The following is a 21,172-nucleotide window of genomic DNA, read 5'->3' as shown; positions in this document are numbered from 1 at the left end:
TGCAAATTTCGGTCTTTACTACCTGCTCCGGTAGGTTAATCTTTGGCAAATTTTGGTAAATTTGAGAACGAAGGGCTGTTACATTTTATATAAAATTTTTGATATTCTGGTTCTAACTCAAAAGGTCAATAACAACGTTCCCTCTTTTATGTCCTTGGTCTACGTAGGTATGTGCATCAACTATGTCATAAATAGAATAAACTTTGTCAATAAAAGGTTTTAGTTCTCCAGTTTCAGCTAGTTCTTTAATTTTTTTGAGATGCTCTGGTTTTTCTTTGGTTAGCATTTTAACGGAGATAAATTTTCCATCTTTTTTTAGGACTTTTTTAGCATGTGATTTAGAGGTTTTTCCAACGGCATCAAAAATAATATCGAATTTATCTTCTAGATTAGAATAGTCGGTTTTCTTGTAATCGATTAAATGGTCTGCACCAAGCGATTTTACCATTTCAAAATTTGAACCGCTACATACGCCCGTTACAGTGGCCCCGTGATATTTTGCTAATTGAGCGGCATAACTACCTACGCTACCAGAAGCGCCATAAATCAGTACCTTTTGATTTTTGGATAGATTTGCTTTTTCTAATAAAAACATAGCCGTCATAGCTCCAATTGGTAATGCGGCAGCTTCTTGGAAATTTATATTTTTAGGTTTGTGAGTAACCACACCGTGTTTCCACTCTTGGGGTAAACAAACATATTCTGCATAGGAACCACCAGAAAGCATGGTTGTAGTTCCAAAAACGTGGTCACCAACCTCAAACTTTGTTGCATTTTTTCCTTTGTCTTCGACCACTCCGGATAGTTCATGTCCTAATATGCTTTTTTTCGGTTTAAAGAGCCCAAAAATCAGTCTAGCCGGTAACCAAAAAAGTGCTGGAAAGTCGGAGCTACGAAGCCGTACATCTCCCGAGGTTACCGTTGCTGCATGTATTTTGATAAGAACTTCATTGTCTTTTGGAAGGGGTTTTTTTACCTCGGTGATTTTAAAAACTTCTGGTGGACCATATTTTGTATAAATGGCAGCTTTCATATGGTTTTTTGTTTGAATGATTTTTTTTGAATACCGTAGTAATTTATGAAAAAGGCTTGATATTTTGTTTGAACGGATATATTATTCCGCTTTAATTTTCATCATTCTATAGGGTTCTAGCTTGTTAAAGTATAGAATCTTATTGGTGCTACCGTTTAGATTATCTATTTGCGTATTCATAATAAAATAGATATAACCGTTACAAATATCAAAAGTGGTAGGAATTCTGAAACGCTCTGTGAACTCCATTAATTTTTTGCTCTTTAAAATTTCCGTTCCAGTAGAGTTAAGCTCAAATTTAAACAATCCGTTTTGTGTAGTATCTCCCCAACCGTTTACGATTCCGTATAATTTGTTTTCATAAAATTTTAGGCCATCTACACTGGAATATTCCTCTTTAGGTTTGTTGAGTACTTCTTTGGATGCAATGTCAACAACGGCAATTCCGTTATTCGATGCCAAGTATAAATAGTTGTCATTAGGAGAAATAGTAATCCCGTTGCAGTTTGGAATAGCTACAAATCATTCCAAAGTTAGAAAAATGCCGATAAGAACAGGTATCAAAAATAGCAAAAGAAATATGACGACAAATTTCAAAAACTTTAATAACAATTGGCCAAACGTTAGTCGATACAGCTTTTTGTAAGTATAACAATAATACAAAATCGGAAGCAGCATTATAAAGCTAAAATATAGGTTAACACCTATTGTGAGGCTTAGAATAAATAGCAAAAGGCCTAAAAAAGATAGTATGCTTTGTAGATATATATTAATTACTAAATGCTCACCAAAATTATACGGCTTACCAAAAGTAATACGTGCAATGAATGTGTAAATGGGTAAAAAAAGAAAAGCTAAAATATTGAAGTACTTTAATGTAATATCTAAGAAGGAATTATTGAAATCATCTTGATTTTTATACCCAAATATAGGTACGTCTTTATTTTTGTTTATATCATGTATAGGCTTTTCAGACTTCTCGATTTGTTCTGGACCTAGGTTCTTTGACATTAGCCGGTATTGATTCGAATACTGACTAAAAGCAAATAAAGAAAGAGCAGTAATTATGGCAAATAGAGAAAAAGGGTTTGCGAACTTCTTTCTTGTACCATTTAGGTATTCTTCAATAACTACTTGGGGTTTATATACTAAGTATCTTAACGTGACAACAAAGTTACTATCCCAACCTAATGCAATTAGTAAATTTGAGAACAGACTTTTTAGCGTTATTCTATCTTTAATAACTTGTGCCCCACATTGACTACAATAGTTGTTTTCTTCGTTTATCGTAAAGTTGCAATTTCTACAATTGGTCATGTATAATTTTTGTGCAGACCGTAGCTAAACTGAAATATTAATTAGTAAGCTATAATTTTTTTAGCAACTAAAATACAAATTTATTTTACTTGAGAAAGTGCTAAATTCTTACAGTTAATTTGAAGGTTAAGATTACTTACGACCAACTAAGCCCAGCAGACCGAAAGCTGGACCAACAGCCAAAATGATAAAGAGAAATCTAGCGTCTATATATACTACAAGTGCGGATAACAACTGAATACTAAAAATACTAACGGCAAAGCCAATACAGTTTACGAGTGTTAAGGCTGTACCTTTTAGTTCAGAAGGTACAGAGCCTGCCACCAAATTAGAAAATTGAGGAGAATCTGCTGTCACCGCCATACCCCAAAGTCCCCATCCTATTAAAAATAATTGCACAGGAAGTGAAAAGAGTAGGGGAGAAAGCAAGCAGAAAAGACCAGAAAGGAGTAATGATATCACCGCTACTTTACGGCTGCCAGTTCGCACGGATATTAATCCACCTAAAACACATGAGAGTCCGCCTAAGGCTATAATTATACCCGTAGACAAGGCAACGGAAAGCTCGGAGCCGCTAATTGCATTGTACGTCTGAACGGCAAGTGGGGTAAAGGCCCAAAAGGCGTAAAGTTCCCACATATGCCCAAAATAGCCAAAAGCGGCCTGTCTAAAACTATGGAGTTTAAAAAGCAAGGGGCCAGCCCCTAAAGAAAGTTTAGCACTAGGTTTACAAAATGGTCCATTAGGCACAAAAAACCACAAGACCAGACCGCCTGCAACAGTTAGTGCCGAAGTTATTTTTATCACTAAAGTAAAATCCCTTCCCAAACTCGTACCGCTTACAAAATACGGAAATGCAGTTCCTAAAACGAGTGCTCCTACCAAATATCCCAAAGCTTTACCTAGTCCTTTTTGGTAATAATCTGCTGCTATTTTCATCCCTACAGGATAAATGCCGGCAAGAAAAAATCCCGTACCAAAGCGAGCGAATAGGAGCGTCCATTTGGATAAGGTTTCGGCCAGTAGCAGAAAGTTGCAAAGAGCCGCCAAGATGGAGCAAATCATAAATACACGTGAAGGTGAAAACCTATCGGCAATCATAAAAAGGCCAAAAACCAGAGTACCAATGATAAAACCAAATTGTACAGAAGAAAGTACATAGCCAATAATTTCAGAACCTAATCCCGTTTTTAGGGTAAGCTCGTCTACAATAGCATTGCCAGCAAACCATAAAGACGTACAGGCAAATTGCGAGAGGATGATGATGGGGAGTATATGGATGCGTGGCTTCAATAGACTTTAACGAACAAAAGTTACCTTGGCAATTTTGCCGTTTTCAACTTCGTAAATGGCAACCACCCAATGAATTTCTCCATTAATAGTAACTTTTTCCTTGTCTATAATTTTATTACCAATGATAATGCGGTTTTTAATTTTGCAGTGTAGGTCCGGAGTCGATTCAAAAAGTTTTTTATAGCCGTTTCTTAAAGCATCTTTGCCCTCAAAGCTAAGCTCGTTCGGAAAATTAAACACTTGTATATCCTCAGAATATGTATTTACAAAAGCTTTTAGGTCTCTGGCATTATAGGCATCTAATTGATTCTGCACAATAGCTTCGGGAGTTTGCTCAACAACAAGAGATAGGTGGCTTCCGTTTGGACTTACGGCAATACGGCTAATGTTGTTCAATCCTTTTTTATCCAATCGTAAAAAGCGTTTCCATTCTTTACTTTCCTCCGGAGCTATCTCCATTAATGTTTTATTATCGGCGGCAATAATATGTCCGTTACTCAGCCAACATACATCATCAGTATTTTTGAACATATTGGTGATGGTTTTAATTTTACCCGTTTTTGGGTCTAGGGATTTTACCTCCCATTGGTCGCTATTTTTACTAATAAAACTGATAAGATTCTTACCGGGAATTTTATGTAGAGAACGGCCTACGTTATTGTAAATGGTGTCATGACTGCCATTCTTGATGTTCGAAACAACCAAGTTTAGACTTTCATTACCCAATGCTGCGGAAACAATTGTTTCTTCATCATACCAAACATGATATCCTATATTAAGGTCCTTAAGAATTTCTGTATAGGTACCGTCCCAAATACTGTACTCGTAGAGGCGTTGTAAACCCGTAGTATCCAATCGAATTGCCGATGTTGAATTTTTACCAGGAATTTTTAAAGGTGAATATTCACTGCCCTGTGGTGTATCGGAAATATAAGTTAGTGCGCCGGATTTAACGTCATATTTGGCTATATCCGTTTGGCCCCTCCTAGTAGATGAGAATAAAATAGTGTTCTCATTGTAGAATGAAGGTTGGTTGTCATACCCTTCATTATTGCTAATATTTCTTGGGTTGACCATTTCGGTCTTACCGTTTACTGTTTTTATATCCAAAAGATATACTTCCGTATTCTGTTGGGCATGAATATTTGGTAAAGAAAACAGCAAAGCTATTAGCGGAACGTATTGTATTCTCATCTGGTGGGTCGGCTTTTACAATTCTGCAAATTTCTGCAAAAGATCTCTAACTTTTAGGGTATTCTCCACGTAATATTTAGCAGAGGTTTTTTGGCGTCCCACTTTTACGGTAACTGTACTTTCTGGTAGTTCTTGGAACATGAACTCATCCGTCCAATCATCACCAATAGCAAAAACAAAATCATACTCGTCTTCACCAAGAATACGGGTAGAGGCACGGCCTTTGTTTACATTACTGCTTTTTACTTCAACAACCTTATTCCCGTTAAGCAAACTCAGATCGTCAGTTCCAATTAGGCTAGTAAGGGTTTCTGAAAGTTCCATTGCTCTTTTGTTTCCAAAATCAGGGTCTGTTTTTCTGTAGTGCCATGCTAAGCTATAGTTTTTTTCTTCAATAAAACTTCCTGGTGTACGGTCAACAAAAGACTCCAATACGGGGCGCACATGCTCCATCCAATCGTTCTTTACGTTTTCTAGCATCCTAAATGGCTCGCCCTCTTGGGAAATCCATACACCGTGCTCAACGATCATGTTGTACTTTTTTGGTAAGAACCATTTGGTGAAGGTGTCTTTGTCTCTTCCGCTGATTAAATAAAGTACGGTGTTGGGTTGATTGTGAAGTGTATCTAAAAGTTCGTAAAGCTGTTCATCCGGAGCCGCTTTTTGTGGGTCGTTGTGGAAGCCGGCAAGGGTTCCATCGTAATCTAGGAACAACAACCTTTTATTAGCATCTGTATATTTTTGTAATATGGAATCTAAACGTTTATCCGTTAACTTATGAGAAACATTGGCGGCTTCACGGTCATTTTGAGATTTTAAGGAAGTCATGAAATCGTTCGCCCATTTTTCAACATTGTATCTGGCCAACCTTTTCTGAAGTACTTCATTTCGCGATTTTTGTTCTTCAACGGGCATATTTATAGCCTCGTGCAAAGCATCTGCCGTTTGTTCAAAATTATTAGGGTTAATGAGTAGCGATTCGTTCATTTCGTTTGCAGAACCTGCCATTTCACTTAAAATTAGAACACCGGTCTTATCGGTTCGTGTGGCTATATATTCTTTAGCAACAAGGTTCATACCGTCACGTAGTGGTGTAAGCCAGGCAATATCACTAGAAGTATATAAATCAATAAGATTTTCAAACGGCATAGATCGGTAGAAGTACCAGATAGGCGTCCAGCTAACTGTTGAGAATTCACCATTAATACGACCAACTAATTCGTCTATTTCTCTTTTTAATAATTGGTATTGTGGTACATTAGAACGAGAAGGAACGGCTAGAATAATCAATCGTACTTTTTCTTTGTACTGCGGATATTTATTTAGGAAATACTCAAAAGCATAAAGGCGTTTAGCTATTCCTTTACTATAATCCAAGCGATCAATAGATAGGAAGAACTTTGCATCTAGGTCGGTTTTTTTATGTGTGTTTAATCGTTGTTGTAGCTCAGACTGTTCTCCTTCGGCTTTGTTGTAGTGTATTTTGGCGGCATCACTAAACTTCTTGTAATCGATACCCATAGGAAAAGAGTCTACCTTAATAACATGATCACCCATGGTAATATCATTAAAGCTTACTTCTAGTCCTAACAAACGTCTAACGGAACTAAGAAAGTGTCTTTCATAATCGTAGGTGTGAAAGCCAATTAAGTCAGAACCAAGAACACCTTCTAATAATTCTTTACGCCAAGGTAGTGTCCTGAAAATTTCAAAAGAGGGGAAAGGTATATGCAAAAAGAAACCGATAGAAACATTAGGTCTTTCTTTTCTTACCATTTGCGGAACTAACATGAGCTGGTAATCATGAACCCAAATAGTATCACCATCTTCGGCATTTGCTAAAATAGCGTCGGCAAATTTTTGGTTCACTTTCTTATAAGTGTTCCAATAATCCAATTGAAACTCAGAATACTCCAAGAAATAATGAAATAGAGGCCAAATGGTTCTATTACTAAACCCATAGTAAAAACCATCTACTTCTTCTTCTGTTAGCTTTACCTTTGAAGAACCATGCTCAGCAAGGGCTTCATCTATTTTAGGTTCCAATTCTGGAGAAATATCTTCCTCGGTGAGGCCACTCCAGCCTATCCATAGGCTGTCACCGCCTGAATGTACTGATTTCATACCTGTAGCTAACCCGCCAACACTTGGTATTGCAGTAATGGCTCCGTTGCTAATTTGCAACTGAACAGGTAGTCTATTTGAGATTATGATAGTTTTGCCCATAAATTGGATATTTTGCTGTGTTTTATATTTAATTTCTCTAAATTTCGTGAAAAAGAAGGGTAATTACAATATGTTACTCTATTGAATTAACAATTTTATTGAATGGATAATTTAGACTACGGAATAATAGGAAATTGCCGAAGCGCAGCGTTAATATCTAAAACAGGAAGCGTAGATTGGTGCTGTTTGCCAGAATTTGATTCTCCTTCAGTATTTGGAAAACTTCTGGATGAAGAAATAGGAGGTAGTTTTGAATTTTTGGTAGATGAAAGTTATACCACTAGCCAGAAGTATGAACCAAGGACCAGTATTTTAATAACTACGTTTACTGATGGTGAAAATAGTTTTGAAATTCACGATTTTATGCCACGTTACCACAAAGACGATGGTACATATGTGGCTCCCCCTGAATTTGTAAGATATATAAAATTGATTACAGGTGAACCCAAATTTAAGGTACTATACAATCCAAGGTTAGAGTATGCTGCTGGTGAGACCAAAAGTTATATCAAAGAGAATTTTATTGCCAGTTTAACCCATGAAGTTAAGTTTGATACTGTTTTTCTTTACACATGTTTTGATAAAGAAGCAGTACTTAATGGAAAGGAAATTACTTTAAACGAAGATGGATATTTCTTGTTGGGGTACAACGAAAAAATATTTTTACCTACCACGGCTAAAGCATATTTAGAGCTTGAAAAAACAAAAGTGTATTGGTTAAATTGGTCTGCCAAGACCCCAACATATAAGAAATTTAACGAAGAAATTACAAGAAGTGCTTTAACTCTAAAGCTTTTAAGTTATGATAAAACGGGAGCTGTATTAGCTGCAGCTACCACTTCATTACCTGAAACCATAGGAGAGGTAAGAAACTGGGATTACCGTTTTTGTTGGATTCGCGATGCATCTATGGTGATAAAAGTAGTATCAGAACTTGGGCATAAAAATATAGCAAGGAGGTACTTGAAATTTATAATTGATTTGATTCCTGATAAAGCAGAGAAGCTGCAAATCATGTATGGAATCAACAAAGAAAAAAAATTAACAGAGGAAACACTTGAGCACTTAAGTGGGTATAAAGGGTCTAAACCCGTCCGTATTGGTAATGCGGCGTATCATCAAAAGCAAAATGATATCTACGGAATATTGATGGATGTCATCTACGAACAAATGGTAAAGTTTAGCGTAGATATTGAAAACGGCGAAGATTTATGGTCCATTACAAAAGGTATTGTTTGGATTGTTGGAAATAATTGGAAAGAAGCCGATAAAGGGATATGGGAATTTAGAACGGAAGATAGACACTTTACCTTTTCAAAAGTGTTATGTTGGACGGCCTTAGATAGAGCTATTAAAGTAGCTGAAATGTTAGGTAAGAAGCATAAAATTGAAAAATGGAAGCCACTTCGTGAAGAAATTTGGAATGATATCTATGAGAATGCATGGAATGAAGAAGTGGGAGCATACACCCAATCCTATGGTTCCAAACACTTAGATGCATCTGTTTTACTTATGGAATCCTATGGTTGTGTAGATGCGTCTGATGAGCGTTACAAGAAAACAGTTAAGGCAATTGGTAAAGAGTTGAGCAACGATGGGTTGTTGTATCGTTATAAAAATGAAGACGATTTTGGTTTGCCTTCATCTTCCTTTACCGTCTGTACTTTTTGGTATGTAAACAGTTTGTTCAAGATAGGGGAGCATGACGAAGCCCTGAAGCAATTTGAAAAATTACTAAGCTACAGTAACCATTTGGGTCTTTTTAGTGAGGACTTAGACTTTAAGACGAAAAGATTATTAGGGAATTTCCCGCAGGCATATTCGCATTTAGCTTTAATTGAGTGTGCTGTGAATTTCTCTAAAAAAGAAAGCGCAGAGGGGATTAGAGAATCTATGCGTAGCTAACATTGTGCATAAGAGGATATAAAAAAACACCCCAATTGGGGTGTTTTTTAGTTATTCAAACACTTAGGTTATATACTAATCAAAGGTATATGCGTTATCAGCAGCAACTTTGTCCGCAATTTCTGTACGAAGTGCTACTACATTAGGGTTGTTTGTGTATTTGGTAAAGCGCTTCAAGCCCATTAACATCATACGTTGCTCATCGCCTTCAGCAAAAGAGATAATAGCTTCTTTTCCTTTTTGGATGATAGTTTCAGTAGCATTATATAAGTACAATTGAGACATTGCTATTTGGGTTTTTTGAGAGTCTTCGCCAGAACGCTTAGCATTCTTTTCAGTTCTCAAAATGGTACTTTCGGCCATATAGACCTCAATAAGAATATCTGAGGCAGCAAGCATTAGTTGTTGATGTTTCTCTAATTCAGGACCATATTTTTGAACTGCACTTCCTGCAACCATCAAAAACACTTTTTTCAATCTCTTAATCAAATCTTTTTCTTCGGCAAAGAGCTCAGAGAAATCGGGCGTATCAAAAGAAGGAATGCCCATTAACTCTTCTCCAACAGCTGTAGCGGGTCCTAATAAGTCTACATGACCTTTCATGGCTTTTTTAACCAGCATACCTACAACGAGCATTCGGTTAATTTCGTTAGTGCCTTCATATATTCTAGAGATTCTAGCATCTCTCCATGCTTTTTCCATAGGTGCATCGGCACTAAAGCCCATTCCACCAAAAATCTGAACACCTTCGTCTGTAGTGTTTTGAACATCTTCGGAAACAGCAACTTTTAAGATAGAACATTCTATAGCGTATTCTTCAACACCTTTCAATTCCGCTTCCTGATGCGAATTGCCTTCCGCCTCACGCATAGCAATACGGTCTTCAATATTTTTGGCTGCACGGTAACTAGCAGATTCACCAGCATAGGCATTGGTTGCCATGTTGGCAATCTTTGCTTTAATAGCACCAAAGTTTATAATAGGTGTTTTAAACTGAATACGCTCGTTAGCGTATACAACCGCCTCCTTGATTACTCTCCTTTGAGCATCTAAACAAGCTGCCGCCAATTTAATACGACCAATGTTTAGAGCGTTCATAGCAATTTTGAACCCGTTGCCACGCTCAGAAAGCATATTTTCTACAGGTACTTTTGTATCGCTAAAAAATACTTGGCGAGTAGAGGAGGAGTGAATACCCAATTTCTTCTCTTCATCACCTAATGAGATTCCGTTATCAGGTTTGTTCTCAACAATAAAACCTGTAATATTCTTATCATCTCCAATTCTTGCGAAAACAATGAACAAACTACAAAAACCGGCATTTGAAATCCACATTTTTTGTCCCGTGATACTGTAATGTTTTCCGTCATCGGATAGTACCGCTTTTGTTTTACCGGAATTAGCATCAGAACCTGCGCCAGGTTCCGTCAAACAATAAGCACCAAACCATTCGCCAGAAGCCAATTTAGGAACATATTTTTGTTTCTGCTCTTCGGTTCCGTACAATGTAATTGGCATAGTACCAATACCTGTATGCGCACCAAAAGCTGTACTAAATGAACCGGTAGCGCCAGAAATGTAATCACAAACTAACATGGTAGAGACAAAGCCCATACCCATTCCGCCATAAGATTCTGGAACGGCCACACTTAAAAGACCAAGTTCTCCGGCTTTGCGCATACATTCTTCGGTATAGGCATAGTCCTTTTTTTCAAAACGTTCCCAATGTGCCCAAAGTTCGCGATCAACAAATTCCTTGGTGCTGTCACGCATCATTTTTTGCTCTTCGTTTAAATCTTCTAAAGTGAAGATGTCTTCGCAATTGGTTTCCTTGACGAGGAATTGGCCACCGCGTAGAATTTCTTTGTCTGTTGTTTTTGTGCTCATGTTGTTAAGAGTATTTAGAATTCAGAAAATAGAATAAAGAGTAATGGAACTATTCGAGGCGATTTTGAAAACCCATGGTCATCCGTTGCCATTCTTCTATTTTATCCTCTAGTTTTTTTAATGTTTCAGTATTGATATATTTTCGATGATGTGCTACTAATAATTGTGTTCCTAATTCAAATAAAGAACCCAAAGAATATTTAATGAAGTTCTTAAAACTTTTATCGGTTCGTCCTGAACCCTCGGCAATATTACTTGGCATTGATACCGAGCAACGGCTTACCTGAGAACTTAAATCGTATATGTCATGCTTAGGGAAATCAATCAATATATCTGATACATCATTTACGATTTCCAAACCCAGTTTCCATATTTTTAAATTCTTATAATTGTGTTGCTTGGCCATTCAGTCCTTATTCTATTTTCTTTCCTCTTCTTAAGAAAGAAATTCAAAGATGCCCGCAGCTCCTTGCCCTGTACCTACACACATGGTTACCATGCCGTATTTGCCTTGCATATTTCGTTTTCTCATTTCATCAAAGAGTTGCACTGATAACTTACCTCCAGTACAACCTAACGGGTGACCAAGAGCAATAGCGCCTCCATTTACATTTACAATATCTTGGTTTAATCCAAGCTCACGCATTACAGCAAGTGATTGCGAGGCAAAAGCTTCGTTCAGCTCTATAAGTTCAATGTCGTTTTGTTTAAGACCCGCTTGTTTCAAGGCTTTTGGAATAGCGGCAACCGGACCAATACCCATAATTCTTGGAGGGACACCAGCGGCAGCATAATTTACCAAACGAGCAATTGGTTCAAGGTTGAGTTCTTTGACCATGTCTTCGCTCATTACCATTACGAATGCTGCTCCATCACTCATTTGCGATGAGTTACCTGCAGTAACACTTCCGCCAGCAGCAAAAACTGGGCGTAATTTGTTTAAAACTTCTATTGAAGTTCCTTTTCTAGGTCCCTCATCTTTGTTTACCGTATACTTTCTAGTGGCTTTTTTTCCATTTTCATCAATGTAAGTTTGCTCTACTTCAATAGGCACGATTTGATCTTGAAAACGGTCTTCCGCCTGAGCTTTTAAAGCCTTCATGTGAGAATTATAGGCAAACTCATCTTGATCTTCACGGGATATTTTGTACTCGTTCGCTACTGCTTCCGCAGTGTTTCCCATTCCCCAGTAATAATCCTCATGACCTTCACTTACTAAATCGTAGTTCAATTCAGTCTTGTATCCCGTCATAGGTACAGAACTCATACTCTCAGCACCACCGGCAATGATACAATCAGCCATTCCCGATTGAATTTTTGCAGTAGCAATACCAATAGTTTCTATACCTGAAGAACAAAATCGATTCACTGTAACCCCGGGAACATCAACAATGTCTAATCCCATTAATGAAATCAATCTAGCCATATTCAGACCTTGCGACCCTTCTGGCATGGCGTTACCAACGATAACATCATCAATCCGTTTTTTATCAAAATCGGGCAATTCTTTCATCATGTACTCTATGGTCTCTGCGGCGAGCTCATCTGTCCGCTTAAACCTAAAAACACCTTTCGGAGCTTTTCCGACAGCCGTTCTGTATGCTTTAACTATATATGCAGTTTTCATTTTAAATGGTATTGAGTATTGAGTTTATTGTATTGAGATCTATAATGTTTTTTGAAACGAATAATTCATTTTTTGAATTTCAACACAAACGTCAATTACTGGTTTTACTTTTTCTTTTTTTATTAAGTTTAATTCGATTAAGAGTATAAGCTGAGTTTGAAGTTCATAAGCTGAACTATTTGCAATACTCAAAAAATGTTTAAACTCTTTTTGCGAATTTCTACCAGTTCCTTCTGCTATATTTGAAGGAATTGATACAGAGCATCTTTTAATTTGAGAAACTAGCCCGTATTTTTCTTTGGAAGGCAAATCAGCTGCTAGTAGATAAATGGATTTAGCTAATTCAATAGCCTTCTTCCATATTTTTAAATTTTCTACTTTATGCATTATATCTAATTTCCCAATTCTAATATCTCAATACTTATTTATAATTAATTTCTTAAAGGTTTACCTGTCTTTAACATGTGTTGGATACGCTCGAGCGTTTTACGTTCGGTACAAAGCGATAAGAAAGCTTCTCGCTCTAAATCCAATAGATATTGTTCGTTTACCAAAGTAGGTTCCGATAAATCGCCACCGGCCATTACATAGGCCAATTTATTTGCGATTTTCTTGTCGTGCTCACTTATGTAGTGGCTAGCTTCCATAGAATCCGTACCTACTAGGAACATGCCCAAAGCTTGTTTACCAAGTACTTTAATATCTGTTCGTTTAACCGGTTGCGTATACCCAGATTCAGCCATTAATTTTGCGTGTGCTTTTGCAGTTGCGATCTGACGGTCCTTGTTTACTAATACGATATCTTTGCCATGTTGAAGAATACCTAAATCATAAGCTTCATAAGCCGAAGTAGAAACTTTGGCCATACCAATGGTCAAGAAGTATTCTTGTAAGACATTCAACTCAACATCGTTCTTTTTAAAAGTATCCTGTGCTCTAACGGCAAACTCTTTTGAGCCACCACCACCAGGGATAACACCAACACCAAATTCTACAAGACCAATATAAGTTTCAGCCGCAGCTACGACCATATCCGCATGAAGTGAAAGCTCACATCCGCCACCAAGGGTCATACCATGAGGAGCAGAAACAGTTGGAATTGATGAATAACGCATACGCATCATCGTATCTTGGAACATTTTAATAGCCATGTTAAGCTCATCATATTCTTGCTCAACGGCCATCATGAATATCATACCAATGTTGGCACCAACGGAGAAGTTAGCCGCTTGGTTACCAACAACCAAACCTTGAAAATCTTTTTCAGCAAGGTCAATGGCTTTATTAAGACCGGCAAGTACGTCACCGCCAATAGTGTTCATTTTCGACTGGAATTCAACATTTAAAATGCCATCACCCAAATCTTCTATAACAACACCACTATTTTTAAAGACCTCTTTGGATTTTCTGATGTTATCCAAAATGATAAAGGCATCTTGACCAGGGATTTTTTCTGCGGATTTTTTAGGAATATCATAGAAATAGGTAGCGCCATCTTTCACGGAATAGAACGAATCGTTTCCAGATGCTTTCATTTCAGTTACCCAAGAAGCAGCGTCTAAACCTTCTGCTTTAACGAACTCCAATCCTTTTTCTAAACCAACGGCATCCCAAATTTGGAAAGGCCCGTGTTCCCAGCCAAAACCGGCTTTCATGGCATCATCAATTTTATAAAGTTCTTCCGTTATTTCAGGAATTCTATGCGAAACATAGGCGAACAACTGTCCGAAGCTCTTTCTATAGAACTCGCCGGCTTTATCTTTTCCTCCAACTAATACGGCAAAGCGGTCCACCACCTTATCAATGGTTTTGGTAAGCTCTAGCGTGGCGAACTTGGCACTTTTCTTGGCACGATAGTCCATAGTGTCCAAATCCAACGTTAAGATTTCTGTCTTTCCGTCTTTGTCTTTTGATTTTTTGTAGAAACCTTGTCCGGTTTTGCTTCCCAACCATTTATTTTCCATCATGGTATTGATGAAATCAGGAAGCTCAAAAAGTGCTAATCGTTCATCATCCTTGCAATTTTCGTGGATACCATTAGCCACATGAACCAAAGTATCCAGACCTACTACATCAACCGTTCTAAAAGTGGCGGATTTAGGTCTACCAATTACAGGTCCGGTAAGCTTATCAACTTCTTCAACGGTCATGCCCATATCTTTCACGGTGTGAAAAAGGCTTTGAATACTGAAAATACCTATACGGTTTCCAATAAAAGCAGGAGTGTCTTTGGCTACAACGGAAGTCTTTCCTAAAAACTGTTCTCCGTAGCCATTTAAAAAGTCAAGTACTTCTTGCGATGTTTCCGGACCAGGAATAATTTCGAACAATTTTAAGTAACGCGCTGGGTTAAAGAAATGTGTTCCACAGAAATGCTTCTGAAAATCGTCACTTCTACCTTCTGACATAAACTTGATAGGAATACCCGAAGTGTTAGATGTTATTAAAGTGCCTGGTGTACGGTGTTTTTCAAGATTTTCAAAAACCTTTTTCTTGATGTCAAGACGTTCTACAACCACTTCAATAATCCAATCTACCTTACTCACTTTTGCAATATCGTCTTCAAGGTTTCCCGTTGAGATACGCGAAGCGAATTTTTGATGATAGATAGGTGAAGGTTTAGATTTTAAGGCTGCTGTTAGCGAATCATTTACTAAACGATTACGAACTGCCTTGTCTTCCAAGGTTAATCCTTTTGCTTTTTCTTTATCGTTCAATTCTCTTGGAACGATGTCTAGCAACAACACTTCTACTCCGATATTTGCGAAATGGCAAGCAATGCCACTACCCATAATTCCGGATCCGATGACTGCTACTTTTTTAATATGCTTGTTCACGATGTAGTTATTGGGTTATTAATTAATCTGTTTCAGAATCAAGAGTATCTTGACCGTTAATCAGGTTATCATTAGTATATATATTTTTTTCTGCTATGAGCTCATTAATAGTTTCCATAACGTCAAAAAAGCTGTTTATTTTTTCTTCGGAAACATGATTTCTAACTGACTCATTGAATCTCAAGACCACATTTTTTGAATCATTTCTTTTCTCTAGTCCAAACTCCGTCAAATAAATCAAAACCCCTCGTCCATCCTTAGGGTTGGGCTTTCTTTCAATTAGACCTTGCTGTTCCATCCTTTTTAGAATACGCGATAGGCTTGTAGCTTCCATTCCCATTTTTGGCCCTAGAGCCGTAGATGGCGTGCCTGTTTTAGGGTCAACACTTAAAAGTGTAAAGCCAACGGCCATGGTAGAGTCAAATTTTTTTGCTTCTTCGTTGTACATGCGAGCTACTGCTTGCCAAGTGGCGCGTAACGCATAGTCTATTGTAATATCTTTCATAAGTAAGGCGGGTTCTCGGTTATCAAATATACAAAAAATATATTATGCATGCATAATATATTTTTTGTTTTTTTAACCAGACTTGCAATTCTAGGACGAAGAAATTACCTTATTCGTAAGGGGTGAGCTCGTTTTTTAAGAAAAGGTTATTTTTTTCTGAAATGTATGCACTAGGGAGGTTATTTATGAACGGTCGTAAATATCATTGTAAAGAGTCATATATTTTTCCTTTACGATTTTACGTCTAAGTTTAAGGGTGGGGGTAAGATGGCCTTCACTAATACTCCAAATATCTGGAGTTAAACGGAATTGTTTTACTTTTTCCCACTTCGCAAATTTTTCATTGGCTTCGTCTACCTCTTGTTGGTAACGGGCTAAAACTTGTTCGTTTTGAACTATATCTGAGTTCTCAGGTATGGTAATGTTATTTTTTGATGCCCATTGGTGTAAGAAATCAAAATCTGGTTGAATTAAAGCCGCTGGCATTTTTTCACCTTCACCAACCACCATAATCTGTTCAATGAAACGAGATTGCTTAAACCGGTTTTCCAACAGCTGTGGCGCTACATATTTACCTCCAGAGGTTTTGAACATTTCTTTTTTACGGTCCGTAATTTTTAAGAAACCGTCTGCATCTATTTCACCAATATCACCGGTAAGGAAATAACCATCTTGCATAACCTCTCCTGTTTTCTCAGGGTCCTTATAATACCCCATCATAACTTGCGGCCCTTTTATACAAATTTCGCCATCGCTGGCAATCTTTACTTCGGTTCTATCAATTGGTTTGCCTACAGTTCCAATGCGGAACCCTCCATCGCGCATATCATTAACCGAAATCACGGGAGACGTTTCAGAAAGACCATAGCCTTCCATAAGACCAAATTCTGCAGCATTAAATATACGAGATAATCGGGGTTGCAAGGCAGCGCTTCCTGAGGCAATGAGGCTAAGGTTCCCACCTAAGCCTTCTTTCCATTTACTGAAAATTAGTTTTCTTGCAATAGATAGTTGCGTTTCATACCACCAACCATTCTTTCCATAAGGCTCAAATTTTAGGCCTAAATTTACAGCCCAAAAAAAGAGTTTCTTTTTAATGCCAGAAAGTTCAGTTCCTTTGGCGTAGATTTTATCATATACTTTTTCTAAAAGTCTTGGTACTGCCGTCATTACATGCGGACTAGTTTCTTTTAGGTTGTCACTAATTTTATCTAAAGATTCGGCATAGTAAATGGTTACACCTCTGTATTGATATAGATATATTAACATGCGCTCGTAAACATGACATAAGGGTAGAAAGCTAAGGGCTTTTGTATTACCGTCTTCTATGGGGAAACGTTTTGAGCTTTCCAAGGCATTGCTTACCAGGTTATTGTGAGATAACATTACACCTTTTGGTTTCCCTGTTGTTCCAGAGGTATATATTAAGGTAGCAAGGTCATCTGCCTTGACTGCATCTTTTAGTTTTTCAACCTCGTCTTGGTTAGAGTTGTCGGCTCCTAATTCAAGTACCTTTTCCCAACTATCGCAATCAGATATGTCATCAAAAGAATAAACATGTTCCAAACTTGGTATTTGGTCTTCAACGGATTTTACTTTTTGATACACTTCATCGCATGACACAAAACAGAATTTTGCTTCAGAATGATTTAAGACATAGGCATAATCCTCTTCTGATATGGTAGGATATACAGGAACATTTTGAGCCCCTAATTGAAGAATACCTATATCCATGATATTCCATTCCGTTCGGTTAGTCAATGAAATTACAGCAATCTTATCATTGGGTTGTACTCCCAATCGCAAGAGACCCCTGCTTATAGTATTTGCTTTGTTAATATACTCTTGTGTAGAGGTGCTGACCCACTGACCATCATATTTTGAAACAAGGGATTGCTGTAGGTTATGTTTTTCCAATTGATAATAAGGAAAATCAAATAGTCTGGTAACGTTCTGCATATGCGTTTATAAATGTCGTTGCAAAATAGTGAAAGAACACGGGATTTTAAAATTACATTAATAAATAATGTGTGTTATGATCACAAATTTCATAACGGAATTTATGGAGATGTAGTATATCGATTTTAACCATTCGTCTACAATAAATTGTAAACGAACGGGTTATGATAACATCTTGATCGAATGTAAGAAAATTCCTTGAAAATCTAAGTTAACTTTGCTCCATATCCTGTTAATTCCAAATCGCAGAAATTATGAATAAAAAATACACTATAAGTTGGGTCGCCAGGTTTTTTACGGTGTCCGTACTTCTTTTATTTTTAAATACTAAAGCAGAAGCGCAATCCACACCTTTTGATTGCGACTACAATGCCTACTTATTTCAATACAACGATATTTATGCATTGGACCTTGCTTCCGGTAGTTCTTATCTTGTTTCAGAGAACATTACTCCTGGTAATGTAAATGCTGTTGCTTATAATACAACAGATGGTTATATCTGGGGATATTTGTCTACACCATCTAAATCTATTGTTAGAATAGGTAAAGATTTTACAGTAGACCAATATGAAATTCCTGAATTACCAACAGGTAATAAGTATGTTGGAGACATCTCCACAGATGGTATTTATTATTTTAAGGCAGGTGGAGCTTCATATTATAAAATTGATTTAAACCCTGAGTCTGATACGTATCTAGACTACCTGGGGCAATTTACATTGAGCCAAAGCCTTTCTATTGCAGACTGGGCCTTTAATGCTCAAGATAATAAATTGTATACCGTAGAACGTGGTTCCAATATGCTTTACAGGATTTCAGCTGATACCGGAGAGGTAGAGGCTTTAGGTGTCGTGCCTATTCTACAAGGTTTAAACTACGCTTTTGGAGCGGTTTATTTTGATGTAGATGGTAATTTTTACATATCTGCCAATCAAACCGGAGCGGTGTATAAAATAGATAAGGTTCAGGATATTAGTCTTGGCGTAATAAAGTCCAACATTTTTGCATTCGGTCCTGCTGCATCTAGTAATGACGGTGCAAGATGTCCTACCGCACCTGTGCCTCAAGAAGATTGTATTAACGGTATTGATGATGATGGAGACGGCCTTGTAGATTGTGATGATCCTTCTTGTTCGGGTGTTGCTACGTGCCCCACAATAACTTTGACATCTGGTGCTAATGATGGTGGTTTAGAAAGTAATGACCGTTTGTCGTCGCTTATCGGTGAAAGAAATTATAACCGAGCGAAAACCAATTATAAATTCAATAAGCATACCGCCAAAAAGGTTATGAAAGGTGCTAGTTATGCCAAAGCAGGAAAGTCTACTCCAGGTGAAATACCATTAACACAGTTAGTACCTCTAGATGTTGTTGGTGAGTCCAGTACCATTGAGTCTTCCCCGGCAGATTTATTAGATCTTACCAATGCTTCGGACATTTATTCTGTAGATTATCTTAGGAAAGATGATAATATTGGTGCGCTTATGGTTATTAAGACGGATAATAAGGTTTATGAGCACAGTAAATTTATATGCGATAGATTCCTTGGAGCGCAATTACTGTCTGTTTCTAACATTCAGTTAAGGGAAAAAGATTTTATAAAGTCGATTATAAAACAACCAGATGGGAGTACAGAATTTGCATTGACCTTTTCAGCAAGATTAGACACTAATGATGAATTCATTATTGAATCCCATTGGAATATTGATGCGTATGCAGATGATACAGCATTTTACAACTTTCAAATCTGGTCCAATACGGTAGATGATCTACTATTGCTTGGCGATGAAATTTTAAACCTGTTAGAGGTGCATAGCCCTATTTCAGAATATAAGGGCTCAACACCACCGCCCGTTTTTGTGAAGTCTGCTAAATATGTAAAAGGAGAGGTGATTTTGAATTTGGTCAACAATAACAAAACAGAGCAAATTCAGTTAGAAGGCGGACTGAAAAAGACAGAGACCAGTACAACCGAAACTATGAAATTAGCAGCTCCTATTGACGGGTATTTAGATTCTGTAGCTTTAAGTACAGGAAATATTTTTGACTTTGGATTTAGAGTGAGTCATGCTAATGGTACTCCAGATGACCTTTTTGTGGCAGATGCCCCGTGGGGATTGGATAGTTCTTCTGAGGGAACCACTATAGAAAACTATAAAGTTACACCTGTGCAGGCACCTTATACAGAAGGTGGTTATCCTGTAGAACGAAATATTGAACTTAGCGGAAAGACCTCTAGTTATGTTGGGGTTTACCGCGCACTGAGCCCACGGTTTACACCGGTTAATTTATCCAATTATGAGAAATTATCTTTTGAGGCTAGTGGTACAGGAAAATTAGAAGTGAAAATATTGAAAGGGGATGGACAAACGTATTCTACAAACGTAAATTTGACTACGGATATACAAACGTTTAATCTGTTAGATGCAGATTTTAAGAATGAGGCAAATGCTACAACAGACTTTTCAAGCTTAAAGGTGATAAATTTCAATTTGTTAGCTGAAGGTGGGAGCGTTGAAGAAAAGCAAATGAGTCTTTCTAATGTGTCTTTTAACAACAATGAAGAGAAACGAGTTTTTATATCGGATGATACTTCAGAGTCAATAATGTATCCTAACCCTATGCAGGCAGAATCTAGCCTTTATTTTTACGAAGAGAATGCTGGTAGTTTTACTTTTGAATTGTTTAATATGGCGGGTAAAAAAATCTCATCTCACGATATGAGCGGAGATTCCAAAGCAGGTCAGAATATGATTGTAGTGAAACGGAATAATTTAACCTCCGGACTATATTTCTATAAAATAACCAGTAGTAATGATAAAACGTGGAGTAGTAAATTAATGGTGAAATAAGCTCCTGAATGAAGTCAGAGGTGTAATTTCATCCCCTCATGACTAGTTTTAAAACCTAAATTCTCATAAAATTTAAAAGCTTCCGGACGTTTTTTGTCCGTGGTGAGTTGTACAACGTGTGCGCCTTTTTGCCTTGCACGTTGTATAGCCCATTCAAACAATTGCTTTCCAATGCCTTTGCTTCTGTAATTTTCATGTACCCGAACGGCTTCTATCTGAGCACGAATACCACCTTGGTAAGTTAAATAGGGAATAAAGGTTAACTGAAGTGTACCAACAACTTTCTGAGTATCGTCTTCAATAATTACCAATTCTTGGTTATGATCTTGACTTATAGCATCAAAAGCATCGTAATATTTTTCGGGTAGCGGTTCTCTATAATCTTCCCGCAGTTTGCCCAATTTATCATTGCTCAATAGTTGCACGATTTCAGGAATATCCTTTCGGTTAGCTTTTCGGATTTTCATTTTCAACTAAACTACAAAAAAAACGGCGTGTACTTTTAAGTACACGCCGTTTTAGTTTACTATGTGGTTG

General features: G+C 37.4%; 16 protein-coding genes. 2 read left to right on the top strand and 14 right to left on the bottom strand.

What is annotated here, in order from left to right; genetic code table 11:
* Positions 1 to 112: 112 nt before the first annotated feature.
* The 6 genes from IWC72_RS19335 to IWC72_RS19310 all read right to left on the bottom strand — a co-directional run bounded on the left by IWC72_RS19335 (position 113) and on the right by IWC72_RS19310 (position 7,063).
* Complete coding sequence (locus IWC72_RS19335; RefSeq protein ID WP_194530921.1) at positions 113 to 1,033, bottom strand: NAD(P)-dependent alcohol dehydrogenase; 921 nt, start codon at positions 1,031 to 1,033, stop codon at positions 113 to 115.
* Positions 1,034 to 1,114: 81 nt separating this feature from the next.
* On the bottom strand, positions 1,115 to 1,495 hold the full coding sequence (locus tag IWC72_RS19330; protein ID WP_194530920.1) for a hypothetical protein: 381 nt from the start codon (positions 1,493 to 1,495) through the stop codon (positions 1,115 to 1,117).
* A 60-nt stretch (positions 1,496 to 1,555) separates the two neighbouring features.
* Positions 1,556 to 2,350, bottom strand: coding sequence for a DUF3667 domain-containing protein (locus IWC72_RS20485; RefSeq protein ID WP_194530919.1), 795 nt, complete (start codon positions 2,348 to 2,350; stop codon positions 1,556 to 1,558).
* Positions 2,351 to 2,482: 132 nt separating this feature from the next.
* Positions 2,483 to 3,643: an MFS transporter gene (locus IWC72_RS19320; protein WP_194530918.1), complete on the bottom strand. Its 1,161-nt coding sequence runs from the start codon at positions 3,641 to 3,643 to the stop codon at positions 2,483 to 2,485.
* A 6-nt stretch (positions 3,644 to 3,649) separates the two neighbouring features.
* Positions 3,650 to 4,837, bottom strand: a complete 1,188-nt coding sequence (locus IWC72_RS19315) for a nuclear transport factor 2 family protein (protein WP_194530917.1) — start codon at positions 4,835 to 4,837, stop codon at positions 3,650 to 3,652.
* Between the two features lie 15 nt (positions 4,838 to 4,852).
* Positions 4,853 to 7,063: a bifunctional alpha,alpha-trehalose-phosphate synthase (UDP-forming)/trehalose-phosphatase gene (locus tag IWC72_RS19310; RefSeq protein WP_194530916.1), complete on the bottom strand. Its 2,211-nt coding sequence runs from the start codon at positions 7,061 to 7,063 to the stop codon at positions 4,853 to 4,855.
* Between the two features lie 102 nt (positions 7,064 to 7,165).
* Between IWC72_RS19310 and IWC72_RS19305 the strand changes: the two genes are divergently transcribed.
* Positions 7,166 to 8,968 (top strand): glycoside hydrolase family 15 protein, encoded by a 1,803-nt coding sequence (locus tag IWC72_RS19305; RefSeq protein WP_194527805.1) that lies wholly within the window; start codon positions 7,166 to 7,168, stop codon positions 8,966 to 8,968.
* A gap of 75 nt (positions 8,969 to 9,043) precedes the next feature.
* Here IWC72_RS19305 and IWC72_RS19300 read toward each other — a convergent pair whose 3' ends face one another.
* The 7 genes from IWC72_RS19300 to IWC72_RS19270 all read right to left on the bottom strand — a co-directional run bounded on the left by IWC72_RS19300 (position 9,044) and on the right by IWC72_RS19270 (position 17,783).
* Entirely contained in the window at positions 9,044 to 10,855 is a 1,812-nt protein-coding gene (locus tag IWC72_RS19300; RefSeq protein WP_194530915.1) for an acyl-CoA dehydrogenase family protein, read from the bottom strand.
* Positions 10,856 to 10,904: 49 nt separating this feature from the next.
* Complete coding sequence (locus IWC72_RS19295; protein WP_194530914.1) at positions 10,905 to 11,261, bottom strand: four helix bundle protein; 357 nt, start codon at positions 11,259 to 11,261, stop codon at positions 10,905 to 10,907.
* 30 nt (positions 11,262 to 11,291) lie between these two features.
* A complete protein-coding gene (locus IWC72_RS19290) occupies positions 11,292 to 12,482 on the bottom strand; it encodes an acetyl-CoA C-acyltransferase (RefSeq protein ID WP_194530913.1) in 1,191 nt (396 codons plus the stop codon).
* A 39-nt stretch (positions 12,483 to 12,521) separates the two neighbouring features.
* Positions 12,522 to 12,869, bottom strand: coding sequence for a four helix bundle protein (locus IWC72_RS19285; RefSeq protein WP_194530912.1), 348 nt, complete (start codon positions 12,867 to 12,869; stop codon positions 12,522 to 12,524).
* A gap of 44 nt (positions 12,870 to 12,913) precedes the next feature.
* Positions 12,914 to 15,319: a 3-hydroxyacyl-CoA dehydrogenase/enoyl-CoA hydratase family protein gene (locus tag IWC72_RS19280; RefSeq protein WP_194530911.1), complete on the bottom strand. Its 2,406-nt coding sequence runs from the start codon at positions 15,317 to 15,319 to the stop codon at positions 12,914 to 12,916.
* Between the two features lie 22 nt (positions 15,320 to 15,341).
* Entirely contained in the window at positions 15,342 to 15,824 is a 483-nt protein-coding gene (locus IWC72_RS19275; protein ID WP_194527801.1) for a MarR family winged helix-turn-helix transcriptional regulator, read from the bottom strand.
* Between the two features lie 183 nt (positions 15,825 to 16,007).
* On the bottom strand, positions 16,008 to 17,783 hold the full coding sequence (locus IWC72_RS19270; RefSeq protein WP_194530910.1) for an AMP-dependent synthetase/ligase: 1,776 nt from the start codon (positions 17,781 to 17,783) through the stop codon (positions 16,008 to 16,010).
* A gap of 254 nt (positions 17,784 to 18,037) precedes the next feature.
* Between IWC72_RS19270 and IWC72_RS19265 the strand changes: the two genes are divergently transcribed.
* The gene (locus tag IWC72_RS19265) at positions 18,038 to 20,635 is read left to right on the top strand and encodes a T9SS type A sorting domain-containing protein (protein WP_194530909.1); all 2,598 of its coding nucleotides are present in this window, start codon (positions 18,038 to 18,040) and stop codon (positions 20,633 to 20,635) included.
* Between the two features lie 14 nt (positions 20,636 to 20,649).
* Here IWC72_RS19265 and IWC72_RS19260 read toward each other — a convergent pair whose 3' ends face one another.
* Positions 20,650 to 21,102 (bottom strand): GNAT family N-acetyltransferase, encoded by a 453-nt coding sequence (locus tag IWC72_RS19260; RefSeq protein WP_194530908.1) that lies wholly within the window; start codon positions 21,100 to 21,102, stop codon positions 20,650 to 20,652.
* Between the last annotated feature and the right edge of the window lie 70 nt (positions 21,103 to 21,172).

Source organism: Zobellia roscoffensis (genome assembly GCF_015330165.1).
Taxonomy (GTDB): Bacteria; Bacteroidota; Bacteroidia; order Flavobacteriales; family Flavobacteriaceae; genus Zobellia; species Zobellia roscoffensis.
Note: the sequence above shows the minus strand (reverse complement) of the source record. Positions and strands in the feature narration are given on the sequence as shown.

What these genes read in the sequence shown, in the direction of transcription:
- IWC72_RS20485 (WP_194530919.1), bottom strand. Translation starts at nt 2,350, where the DNA reads ATGACCAATTGTAGAAATTGCAACTTTACGATAAACGAAGAAAACAAC.
- IWC72_RS19260 (WP_194530908.1), bottom strand. Translation starts at nt 21,102, where the DNA reads ATGAAAATCCGAAAAGCTAACCGAAAGGATATTCCTGAAATCGTGCAA.
- IWC72_RS19275 (WP_194527801.1), bottom strand. Translation starts at nt 15,824, where the DNA reads ATGAAAGATATTACAATAGACTATGCGTTACGCGCCACTTGGCAAGCA.
- IWC72_RS19295 (WP_194530914.1), bottom strand. Translation starts at nt 11,261, where the DNA reads ATGGCCAAGCAACACAATTATAAGAATTTAAAAATATGGAAACTGGGT.
- IWC72_RS19315 (WP_194530917.1), bottom strand. Translation starts at nt 4,837, where the DNA reads ATGAGAATACAATACGTTCCGCTAATAGCTTTGCTGTTTTCTTTACCA.
- IWC72_RS19290 (WP_194530913.1), bottom strand. Translation starts at nt 12,482, where the DNA reads ATGAAAACTGCATATATAGTTAAAGCATACAGAACGGCTGTCGGAAAA.
- IWC72_RS19270 (WP_194530910.1), bottom strand. Translation starts at nt 17,783, where the DNA reads ATGCAGAACGTTACCAGACTATTTGATTTTCCTTATTATCAATTGGAA.
- IWC72_RS19310 (WP_194530916.1), bottom strand. Translation starts at nt 7,063, where the DNA reads ATGGGCAAAACTATCATAATCTCAAATAGACTACCTGTTCAGTTGCAA.
- IWC72_RS19300 (WP_194530915.1), bottom strand. Translation starts at nt 10,855, where the DNA reads ATGAGCACAAAAACAACAGACAAAGAAATTCTACGCGGTGGCCAATTC.
- IWC72_RS19305 (WP_194527805.1), top strand. Translation starts at nt 7,166, where the DNA reads ATGGATAATTTAGACTACGGAATAATAGGAAATTGCCGAAGCGCAGCG.
- IWC72_RS19285 (WP_194530912.1), bottom strand. Translation starts at nt 12,869, where the DNA reads ATGCATAAAGTAGAAAATTTAAAAATATGGAAGAAGGCTATTGAATTA.
- IWC72_RS19265 (WP_194530909.1), top strand. Translation starts at nt 18,038, where the DNA reads ATGAATAAAAAATACACTATAAGTTGGGTCGCCAGGTTTTTTACGGTG.
- IWC72_RS19335 (WP_194530921.1), bottom strand. Translation starts at nt 1,033, where the DNA reads ATGAAAGCTGCCATTTATACAAAATATGGTCCACCAGAAGTTTTTAAA.